The sequence below is a fragment of the Planococcus ruber genome (assembly GCF_022819085.1).
Taxonomy (GTDB): Bacteria; Bacillota; Bacilli; order Bacillales_A; family Planococcaceae; genus Planococcus; species Planococcus ruber.
The window spans coordinates 1,310,692-1,322,311 of sequence record NZ_JALHAG010000001.1 but is presented as its reverse complement, the minus strand read 5'-3'; the positions used below and the strand labels follow the sequence as shown (position 1 = coordinate 1,322,311).

Sequence of the window (11,620 nt, the reverse complement as noted above, 5' to 3'; positions counted from 1 at the left end):
TTTTTCCAGCTCTTTTTATGTAGGTATATGTAAGCTTCAAGACTATCTCAGCAAGGCTTTATGGACTATTTGAAAATCTATTACCGGGACTTATGGCGTTTTTTCCTAAATGAAACCCCATCTCTGAGTAAGAGACGGGGTTTCAAACACATAGCTTATGGCACAATATTCTTTATTACCGGGATTTTCTGCAGCACGAGAATGATCCCGAGGGAAATCAGGAATATCAGCATCCAGGAAACCGGGATGCCAAAAGCCGGATGGATCATCGTTTCGTTGATGCCGAAGAATTTATTCAAGTACAGCTGGATCAGCGGATGGATCACGTAGATGCCGAGCGTCGCCATGCTGATGCGGGTGATGATGGGATTTGGGTTCAGGCGGTTACTGAGCTTTTGGAAAAGGACGAACAGGAACAGCGAAATGAAAAACGCGTTCGGCCGGTAATGCTCGTAGTAGAATTCATCCAGTTCACCTGCCTGATGGGTCAAGGCGGCCGTTCCCCAAATAGTCGCAATATAGCCGACCACCGCTGCTGCACCGAGCCAAAGCAGATGCTTTTTCGCCAGCGGATACATGACGAGATAAGCGCCGAGCATGAAATAGCCGATGTACGGCGAGAACAGTCCGGCCGGCACCGCGAGTTCAAAATCCAGGTATTTTGGGAAGAACGGAAGGATGGCTGAAAATAGGAGCCAAAATCCGAGAAGCCATTGGAACGCGGCCTTCGACATGTAATGGACGAGAATGCGGAGAAACGGCGCCATCAAATACAAGCCGAGAATGGTATACATGAACCAAAGATGATAATAGACGTCGTCGGTCAGGAACAATTTGGCCATTTCCCAGGCCGTGTAGCTTTCGCCCAGTTCCATCACATTATAGACCATATAAAAACCGCTCCAGACTACAAGCGGGATCAATAATTTGCTCAAACGCTTTTTCAAAAAGTCGCCGACCGGCTCATCCGGATGCCGTGTCAGCAGCAGCGCGCCGCTCAGCATGAAGAAAATCGGCACACACCAGCGCAAGCCCGAATCGATGACGTTCGCAAATTGCCACGCCCATTCATCGGTCGCCGCACTGTTGATGATTTTTGATACCACATGAACGCCGACCACCGCGACGATCGAAAACACACGAAGCCAATCCATATAATCGTATCGTTCGTTCATAGCCCCGCCCCTTTGTAAAACTCTCTTTTCTCTACACATCCCCTTCCCGCCGATTGTTGAAACTCCCTTTTGACTGAAACGAAACGGACACATGCACTTCTATTTTTCCCATTGCAATTTGATATAATAGGTCTCGTTATAAAAAATGCACTTGATAGAAACGGAGTTATCTTCTTGAAACAGTTAAACGAAATCAATATGATCCGGGCCTTTGCCTGCCTCAGCGTCGTCTATAACCACGTGCTGACGAATTACGCAAAGTTTGCCGAAACGGATTTTACCGAAACCCCTGTATTTTTGGCCATCCGCTATTTATTCCTGTTTGCTACCCCGGTTTTCATCCTGATTTCCATCACCTTGCTGTCGCGGAATTATCCGGATAAGCTGCCGAAGGATTTTCTATGGAAACGGGTCCAATACATTTTCCTGCCGTACGTGTTGATTGGTCTGCTGTCGGCGTATATCACTGCCCAGCAAAGCGGCGGCGCCTTCTGGCCGACCGCTTGGAACATCATCGGTGCAGGCGACTGGCACGGTTTCTTCATTCTCGTCATTTTCCAGTTCTACCTCTTGTACTATGTGCTGAACCGGCTGCTGCGGAAGATCAATCCTTTTGCTGCCCTCGCTTTCGCCTTCGCGCTTTCATTTGCCCACCTATATGCGCTGGAGCATCTGGAAAGCTACCGCCTGTTCATTTTTGAGGAATATCCGCTCTGGTACCGGACGTTCATCTTGGCCTGGCTATTCTATTTTGTTGCCGGCTTTTACATCGGCGTCTACTACGACCGGATCTTTGCGTTTCTGGCGAATAAAATCTGGCTGCCTTTGCTCGCTTCTGCGGCAAGTTTCAGCTGGATTTACTTTCACGCATCGGAAACCGATTATACCTTGGTATCAAGCGACCGCTACGATATGTTTTTCTACACGCTGTCGGTTTATTTTCTTATGACCGTCCTGTTCCGGAAATTAGAGAAGCCGCGGCCGCTGCTTGAAATCATCAGCAGCTTCTCGTTTTTCATTTACTTGTCGCACATGCTGTTCATCCTGGCACTCGGCCGCATTGTCAAAGTTTTCGAAGACAGTTTCCTTCTATATACTGGCTCTTTGCTGCTATTTACGCTCGGCATCTGCATCGGCGTCGGCGCTTTGCTGTATGTCAATCGCGCGACCCAGTGGATCACCGGACGCAACCGCTTGATGGACCGGCTGCTCGCACGAATGGAATAAGTGATGTGAGAACCGATTCGATTGGGAATCGGTTCTTTTTTTTGGCTGGAAAGCTTCTATAAAAGAAAGGACCAATTCTAAATGCGAATCGGCCCTTCTTCCTTTATTGCGCCAGACGGTAAATGAATACCGCCAACTGGCCTCTTGTAATATTCCGGGAAACGCCAAATTGCGTCGGCGTCAATCCGTCGGTCACGCGATTCGCCACTAGCGCATTGACGGACTCTGCATAGCGCGTTGAAACGTCTGTGAAAGCGGATCTTTGATTGCCAGACTCCAATTTGTATGCCCGCTGCAAAATGATGGCCACTTCGCCGCGCGAAAGCGGATCGGAGGAGCCGAAACGCGTTGCGGTCTTTCCGCCGATGATGCCTGCCTGTTTTAAAGCGTTGACGGAGCCTGCAGCACGTTCCGGCACGTCGCCGAAACCGGATGGCTTGGCCGCCGCCGTATCCAACTCCAATTCTTTTGCGAGCCAAATGGCCGCATCGGCACGGATGATCTGGTCGGCGACGCCAAATTCAGCGGCGGATTTTCCTTGCGTAATTCCTCGCTGCACCAAATAATCGACTGCTGGTGCATAGAACGAAGGAACGTCATCGAAATGGATCCTATTCGGCGCTGCTTGAGGATTCGGGCTGTTGACAACGACCGTCGCCGTTTGGCCGGCGAATTCGAGCATAATAGTTGCGATGCCGTATCCTCGAACGGTGATCTTTCCGTTTGTCACCGTTGCCGCTTCTTCATTGTTCGAATGCCAACTGGCTTCGTTCGTTACCGCCGTTTTTTGGCCGTTTTTAAACAGAGCTGTAGCGGAAACCGTAAAAACGTCGCCGGGTTTGCCCACAAAGTTCGTTTGGTCCGTTTCCAGTTTCACCACGGGATTCGCTTCAGGCTGCGGAACCGTGATGGTCGCCGTTGCCGATTTTCCGCTAAATGTCGCTGTGATGGTCGTGCTGCCATATGCGTTTAATTGAACTTTGCCGTTTGCGACCGTCGCAATTGTCCGATCAGCGGATGACCAAATTGCATCTGGCGTTACATTTTGCACGCTGCCGTCTTGGTATGTCGCTGCCGCGGATAAACTGAGTAGATCGCCAGGCGCTCCAGACAACGTTTTTGCATTCAACGCAAGGCTGGTCACGGCATTTATTTGCTGAGGGCGCGTCACTGGTTCAAACGATGAAGCCTGGATAATCCCGTAGCCATAATACGGATCCCTTCCTGCCGGCCCTACGTCTCGCGTATGGCCAATCAAAATTTGGCGCGCTTCCTGATTTGTCGAATTCGGGTAGGCTTGCTTGATCAATGCGAGTACACCGGCGACATAAGGCGTCGCCATCGATGTGCCGCTTAAGTAAGCATATTGGTTTCCAGTGTAAGTGCTCAGGATCCGCTCGCCCGGTGCCGTTACTTCCAACGTGCTGCCGGTAGAAGAAAAATCAGCCCGCTTCGAATAGCGGTCAACCGCACCTACTGCAATAACGGATGGATACCGGGCAGGGAAATCGACCGTGTCGCCCGCTCCTGTAGAATTCCCGTCGTTTCCGGCCGCTGCCACGATCAGCAATCCGCTGGCATAAGCCCTGTCCACTGCCGATTTAAAAGCTGTCGAGCCCGTTTGAGAACCCGCGCTCAAATTGATAATGTCCATGCCCTTCGCGACCGACCAATCAATGCCTTCGATCATATCGGATACATATGCCTGGCCTTTCGCATCAAAAGCTTTGACTGCATACAGCTCCGCATCATAGGCAACCCCTCTGACCCCGTAGACATTATTTAATCCCCCGATGATGCCCGCTACATGGGTGCCATGCCCTTGATCATCTGCGTAAGAGTTTGTGTAGCTGACTGTTGATGTACCACCGGCAATTTTTAAATCTTCATGCGGTGAAATTCCGGAGTCTATGATGGAAATTTTTACACCCTTCCCTGTAAAACCAGAATTCCATGCTTCCGGGATATTGCTCGAAGCGATTCCCCAATCTTCCATCTGCCCCTGAAGCTCCACAATCGCATCTTCTTCTATATAAAGGACCCCCGGATCTTGCTGTAATTCTGCAATAGCTGCAGGAGTCAGCTCTGCCGCAGCCATATCGACAGCCGCGTATTCTTCCGTCGCTGCTCCGCCTACTTCCTCGATAACCTCTTTCATATCTGCTTGTTCTTCAAAAACGACAATCACTTTCTGCGCTTCTTCCGCCTGTGCCAGAACGGGAACTTCTCCTACTCCTGCCAACATTAGCGCCAGCGCAATAAAACTTCTTCCTATGCTCTTCAACGATGAATCTTCCTTTTCCCATGAATAAAAACTCTCATTTATATCCATATTTTTACTTTATTTTTAACATCTTTCCATTAACAGTATATAATTTTTTCTTATTTTTTGTCTATTTTAATCTAATTTTATTAAATTATTATTTCGAAGTAGTAAAAATACTTAGAAAACTATTATACTTCCATAAAAAGTAAAAGTTTAATGAGCTATAGGTAAAATTTTCTCTCTTCTTAAATATTTCAATTTTCAGTCATTTTAATTACACTATTTATTCGTGGTTTCCAGATCTCCCATTCACGGTGTGCTAGTACACTTTTTCTTGGAAGTTATAATGATTGAAATATTACCTGTCAAATCTCCTTATTTTTACATTTATACAGATCAAAACGAGCGCAAAAATGAAATATTTAGCGCATATAACCACTATTTCTGATTTTTAAACATTTAGAAGCGGTTTTTTATTTCTTGAAAAACCTTGATATAACTGGGTTTATTAAACATATTTTTCTTTGTAACGAAACTGTAATATAACTGCAATCTAACTGACGTTGTTTTTAAATGCAGGAATCTATATAGTTAAAAACAGATTCCAACGAAAACAAAAACTTATATTTAGATAATATAAAATGTTAGGGGAAAAATAATGAAGAAATTTGTCTTTTCAGTATTAGCAGCAAGTACACTACTCCTTAGCCAAACAGCCGCGGATGCACAAGCAGCCTTCAATACAAACGACGAGGTTCTTTCAACTTATGAATCCACTACTTCCGTAGATGCTTCAGTAGAAGTCGAGCAAGTTGCAGCAAGCAAAGCAACTGCGAAATCCGGAACTTTCAAAACGAAATACAACACGAACGTACGCCAGGATGCTGGCACAAAATACAAAGTTGTCACTCTAGCGAAAGCTGGCACAAAAGTTACAGCGACTCACCAAAAGAAAGTCGGCAAAGAAACTTGGTACAAAGTAAAAGCGAACGGCAAAGCCGGTTGGGTTTTGAGCTCACTTCTTACTTCAACATCTTCTTCAGTCGCTAAAGTATCAAACACAGCTTCAGCTTCAACAATCGTCTCTAAAGCATTGGCACTGAAAGGCACGCCTTACAAATTCGGCGGCACAACCACTGCAGGATTCGATTGCAGCGGATTCACGCAATACGTATTCAAGCAAGCAGGCAAGAGCATTTCACGTACAACAACAACTCAGTTCGCTGAGTCAACTACCGTATCAACTCCACAAGCTGGAGACTTGGTCTTCTTCGCTAACACATACCGCGCTGGGATCTCTCACGTCGGGATCTACATCGGCAACAACCAGTTCGTTCACGCTGGCGGATCTAAAGCAGAAGTTGTTAGCTTAAACAACTCTTACTGGGGACCAAAATTCCATAGCTTCAAACGCATCAACTAATCAAATAGGAAAGAGCCAGGCAGTAATTGCTTGGCTCTTTTTTTTGCGTTGTTTTATATAGAAGGAATTTTTGTGGCGCGGGGTGATTTCGTGTGGTGATGGGGTAATTTCAAAGTGTCACGGGGTAATTTCGCATGTGCCGAGGGTAATTTCGAGGCTGATTAGGGTAATTTCGCACACAATCCAAAGATTAAGTGCATGAATGGATGCGTTCCGCCTGCTGCGAACCGCGTTGGCGAAGGTGTTAATTGGAGTGAGTTGATTTCGACCGGTCAGTGGTAGACTTCGCGGACGAGTTGGTAGACTTCGAAGGCTGAGTGGTAGATTTCGCACCCGCAAAAGTTAATTTCACAGCCATACAAAAAGAGAGCCAGCGAATAGCCAGCTCTCTTCCCCTTATTTCATTTCAATGTTCTTGATCTGGTAATCCCCATATCCATCGATCACCACAGTATAAATCGCTGTGTGCTCGATCGTAGCGGTCTCGCCTGTTTCTTCATCGTGGTAGGTCAACGTAGCTCTCACTTCGACAAGCGCTTCTTCCTCGCCGATTACGACACTGTCAATCGAAGGAACAACGGCATCGAATGTGCGCGTCTCGCTGCGGTTCGTTTCGACGAAGTTCTTGCCTTCTGTTGCTCCTTGGCTGTCCGGCAGCAAGTACGACTCGTAATACGCCAATTCCGGATCGTTCAACGAGTACGGCAGCAATTCATAATAAGCGGTGATAAAGTCGCGCAGGATGGTTTCTTCAAAGAAGGCATCTTTGACATCCGGCAGGACAATTTCCTCTTCTTCGTACGTAATCGGATCCGCTGCCCATGCGTTCAGCTGGTCCACAACCGCATACATTGGAATCGCGTAGCCGATTTCCGGATTGTCTTCCAGAATGATCGAGTTGATGCCGAGCACTTTCTCGCTGTCCAAATCGATCAGCGGCCCGCCGCTCGACCCTTTCTTCAATACGGCCGTCATTTCATACATATCCGTGTACTCGTAGCCATCTGAGAAACTTGCACCGGTTGCAGTGATTTCCCCTTCTGTGACGGTATTGCTGACGTCTCCCGGGCTGCCGATCGCCACCACTTCAGTGCCTGGCTCTGCAGGCGATGTCGCGATGCCCATCGGCTGTTTGCCCGCCAACTCTTCCACCCGCACCAAGGCGATGTCTTCCGTTTCAGAAATTCCGGCAATCTGGCCGCTGAATTCCTGGCCGTCGCTGTTCTTCAAGACAATATACGAGGCATCTTTCACGACGTGTGCGCTTGTCACGATATCGCCCTGCGTATTAAACAGGAATCCGGATCCCTGCTCCAAATCCGTGTAGATCGTATAGACATGCGCTTTGGCATTTGCGATCATCAACGAACTGTCTTTTTTCGGCGGGATAATGACGGTTTCCGTCTTCACCGGCTCTTCCGGCTTCTTCACCACCGCGTTTTCGACCGTGCCCTGCACGACTTCTTCCGGCGCTTCCAGTTCTTCAATTTCACTTACGTCAAATCCCGTATACACCATGCCCGCGAAATCTTCTTTCATCGGAGGTGCGGCATTCGATTTCGAATCCGGCGTAAAGGCTAAAAAGTAAACCCCGAGCCCGATCGCTGCCAATAAAACCAAAGACAATATACTAAGCAGCAATCGTTTATTGCGCGATTGGCTCTGCTGTTTGCGTTTTCCTGTTCGGTTATTCATCGATTCCCTCAACTCGCTTCTGCTTTTCTCTTCCTATAATAGACGGTCCAAAAGCCATTTGGTTTCAATTCCTTCCTATTATAGCAAGTCGATTGTGCGGTTGCCAGAATCGAGGGGGTTATTTAAAGCAAAAAGCTGCAGCCATGGTTGGCTGCAGCTCTCGCATTAATCTAATAAATCCAATTTATCAAGTCCGCGGTAAAGGATGACAATCGTTTCAGCACGTGTGATGTCTGCTTTTGGATCAAACTTGTTGTGCACACGTCCAGAAATAATGCCAAGTCCGTAAGCTTTCGCTACTGCCTCTACTGCGTGTTTGCCGACGTTTTTCGCATCTGCAAACTTGTGGGAAGCATCAATGCCTTCTAAAAGCGAAGCATCTTGATACTCGATTGCGCGGATCATCATCGCGGCAATTTCTTCACGCGTGATTTCAGCATCCGGATCGTAGGTGCCGTCCGTTTTACCGAAGACGATGCCTGCTCGCGCAGCCGCTTCGATTCCCTGGTAAGCCCATGCTTTAGATGTTCTCACATCTTTAAATGTACCTTCGTATTCTTTCAACGGCAATTCCAAAGCACGCGCTAATAGGACGGCGAATTCAGAACGTGAAAGTTTGCTTTCAGGTTCGAACGCTTCTGTGGATTTTCCGAAGACAATCCCTTTTGAAGCCAGCGCTTCAATTTGTTTTTTCGCCCAATGCGTTTGGATATCATCAAAAGTTACAGGTTCTAGAACTTCCGGTTTTTCCGGCTCTGTTGGTTTTTCTGGTTCAACTGGCGGATTTGGATATGAAGGATTCTCAGGTATTATTACCGGCTTTTTCAAATCCATTTGTACCAGAACAGGATCGTGGTCAGAAGCACGTCCGTGCTCTTCCATAAACATTGAATTGATGTGAATCATATCGATTTCTGTTCTATCTTTCAGGTTCTTCGTTACTAATACATGATCAAGAACCTGGGAGTTTCCTTGGTAATAGTAAGAGTAACGGTCTTCTACTGGTACATCTTCGACTTTATTCGCCAAAACATCGCCTTTTAGTGCAGCTAGAGCTGGTGTGAATTCAAAATCATTCATATCTCCTGCTACAACCACATTCAAATTAGGGTTTTGAGCCAAACCTTCTTTGATGAAACCATTAATCGCTTTTGCCAATTCAATGCGTTCAGGTACAGACCCTAAAGTAGGAGGCTGATTCTTGCCGAATAGCGGCTGATCTCCGCCTTTTGAATTTAAGTGAGCACCGATAACGACTACTTGCTCCCCTTGGAATTCAAATTGCGCTGCCAGTGGTTTTCGTGTACCCGGCATTGGAATCGGTTGGACACGACCTGGGTTCAACGCAAGTTCACCATTTACCCAAGAATTCGTTTCTGTTGCTGACCCTTTCGTTCCTTCGGATAAAGTAACGCGTTCAGGGTTATACAAGTAGCCAACGCGGATATTCCCGCCTGGCTCCCCACCGTCTTTATTGTACTCTGGAGCAATATCCGTCCATTCGTATGTTGGACCTTTTGCTTTTTCAATTTCACTAATCAACCGTTCATAAGTTGCAGTTGCATCGCTGTTTCCTGAAGTGATCGGACCGTCATTGTCTTGGACTTCCACCATCACGATGATGTCCGGAGAGTTCAAATCTTCGACGAATGATTCAGCAATGCGCGCTGCTTTCTCATTTGACGTATGGCTTGGATCTGCAGAAAAGTTCTCTACATTATAAGAAGCTACTGTCAATTTATCCTCTTGCTTTTGGATCCACGTTTGCTCTGGTGCAGTGCCTCCATCCACGAGTTTTGGAAGGTCGCTTTCTACTGCCCAGATCTTATAGTTCCCGAAGCCAAAGCCTAGGACCCCTACTGGAGTTCCATCAAACGAATCGCCGGCTTTTGCAAGGAATTTTTCATTGTCAATATCGAAAGCGATGCGCTCTGGGTTGTAATCGTCTTCTGCAATCAAGATGCCGCCTTGTTTATGGAAAGCATTATTGGTCGCATTTTTAGAAACGACAATTACTTCCCCGTAGCTTTGAGGGCCAACAATTTGTGCGTCAGCAACGCCGACACGCATCAGTTCAAGCGATTCCCAGAAATCGATGCCATCAACATCTGGATTGAATTGAGTCAACCCATCGGAATCGATTGTCTTAGTCGGCGGGAATACATCTTTGCCGATAATAATTGGTGCTGGAAGCTCTGCAGTACCATCTTTTACGACATCAGTTGCACGAATGCGCGTGATTGGAAGATCGTTGTCTTTAGCATCTGCGTACCCTTCCTGGAAATGTTCTTCCACTGTACCGCCTACAGTAACCACATCGCCGACTTTCAATCCGTGCGATTGTTTGTTGACCATGATCGCTTCTGAAGTTGTAATATCATTATCCGGATTTGTGTCTTGGATCACAAAGTTTGCCGTGTTGTATAGATGCGTCACCACACCTGTTACCCCAGCAACTGGGTTGTTTTGATATTCCGAATAATGGCCTTTGCCTTGAATATCACGGATTTTCAGATCTTTTGTTTTAAGGACCGTGTAGTTAAATGTAAAAACTTCCGAAGTGTTGTCTCCGACAGCAATTGCTTTGATCACGGTGTCTTTTGTCAATTCGATCGGTGCTGTGTATTTTGTGCTCGCTGTTGTCGGGTTAGAACCATCTATTGTGTAGTAGATAGCTGCATTTTCCCAACCCGATTGAAGTGTAATTTCTGTCCCTTCAGAAACAATTCCAGGGAAAATATCAACATAAACAGCGGGTTTATTGACTAAGTCAAAGCTTTCGCTGCCTAATGTCTTCACTTGATAAGAAGCATTGAATTTAGATGCGATTCCCGTTACATGAATCAAATCGCCTTCTTTATATTGCTTGATAAACTGGTCATAAAGCAACCCGTTGCGGTTATCGTTGCGGATCGTGATCGACTCGCCATTTTCTGCAAGCGCTGTGAATTCAAACGTACCATAGTTGAATGATTTCAAATCGGTAATGGTTACATTTTTTAGTTCAATCAATTCGCCTTGCGTGTCTTCACCGATACCAGCTGGCGTCAGCGTTTGCAAAGCAGGAAGCTGATTGTTTGAAGAAAGTTTTTTCACATCACTTGGCTGCAATTGCAGTTCGCCGGAATACAAGGAAACTTTCCCCGTCAGCTTAACGTTATCTCCTGGGGTTAAGCCGTAATCCGTGCTTGTGTAAACGTAAATTCCACCGGTTTCATCTTGGACATAAAAGGCTTTGCCGCCCCAGAAACCAGTACCCGTAGTTACAGTCCCTTCCACTTCGATCAATTTATCTGCTGTTGCACGTGCTTCAGCAATTGAATCGACTTTTTCTGCAGATGGTGCTGGAGGAGGAGTTTCACCATCAGAAAGAATGGTAAAAGCAGTTGGAGATTTTAATCCAGGAACTCCAAAGTATGCTTGAAGAGATCCTGTAATTACAACTTCTGCTTTAAAATTTGATGGATTATCAACTAAATTTAATTCTGTTCTAGCTGCTGATTTACTTGGTAATTCCACAGGCAGAATTTTCGTCGGATCGGTTTCATCAGGCGAATCTGCAATTCCTAAGTTACTCGGAACTGTAAATGGCGCTACCTGATTAAATTTCGGACCAGTTGCAGTTGTCCCCACAATATATCCTTTCACAGTCTGAGTTCCTGTATTATTTGCAATTGCTTCTGCAACCGTAATCGGTTCAGCCGCTTTTGCAGTGGCCATATAAGGCAAAGCTGCTGACAGAACCAAAATAAGGCTCAAAAACAATTTAATCCATGCATTTTTTGACAAACTTTTTCACTCCTTGGATTTTTTTGGCGTTACAAACCAATTATA

6 protein-coding genes are annotated in these 11,620 nt (G+C 46.3%); 2 read left to right on the top strand and 4 right to left on the bottom strand.

All coding sequences use genetic code 11. The annotated features are described in order from the left end of the window. Positions 1 to 155: 155 nt before the first annotated feature. Positions 156 to 1,175, bottom strand: a complete 1,020-nt coding sequence (locus tag MTR82_RS06625; RefSeq protein WP_246808383.1) for an acyltransferase — start codon at positions 1,173 to 1,175, stop codon at positions 156 to 158. 174 nt (positions 1,176 to 1,349) lie between these two features. Between MTR82_RS06625 and MTR82_RS06620 the strand changes: the two genes are divergently transcribed. After that, positions 1,350 to 2,402, top strand: coding sequence for an acyltransferase family protein (locus MTR82_RS06620; protein ID WP_246808382.1), 1,053 nt, complete (start codon positions 1,350 to 1,352; stop codon positions 2,400 to 2,402). A gap of 103 nt (positions 2,403 to 2,505) precedes the next feature. Here MTR82_RS06620 and MTR82_RS06615 read toward each other — a convergent pair whose 3' ends face one another. Beyond that, the gene (locus tag MTR82_RS06615; RefSeq protein WP_246808381.1) at positions 2,506 to 4,686 is read right to left on the bottom strand and encodes a S8 family serine peptidase; all 2,181 of its coding nucleotides are present in this window, start codon (positions 4,684 to 4,686) and stop codon (positions 2,506 to 2,508) included. 640 nt (positions 4,687 to 5,326) lie between these two features. Between MTR82_RS06615 and MTR82_RS06610 the strand changes: the two genes are divergently transcribed. Next, on the top strand, positions 5,327 to 6,091 hold the full coding sequence (locus MTR82_RS06610; protein ID WP_246808380.1) for a C40 family peptidase: 765 nt from the start codon (positions 5,327 to 5,329) through the stop codon (positions 6,089 to 6,091). A gap of 396 nt (positions 6,092 to 6,487) precedes the next feature. On the opposite strand, the gene MTR82_RS06605 is transcribed toward MTR82_RS06610, so the two are convergent. Next, positions 6,488 to 7,786, bottom strand: coding sequence for a S1C family serine protease (locus MTR82_RS06605; RefSeq protein ID WP_246808378.1), 1,299 nt, complete (start codon positions 7,784 to 7,786; stop codon positions 6,488 to 6,490). Positions 7,787 to 7,951: 165 nt separating this feature from the next. Beyond that, complete coding sequence (locus MTR82_RS06600; protein ID WP_246808376.1) at positions 7,952 to 11,575, bottom strand: S-layer homology domain-containing protein; 3,624 nt, start codon at positions 11,573 to 11,575, stop codon at positions 7,952 to 7,954. Positions 11,576 to 11,620: the final 45 nt, after the last annotated feature.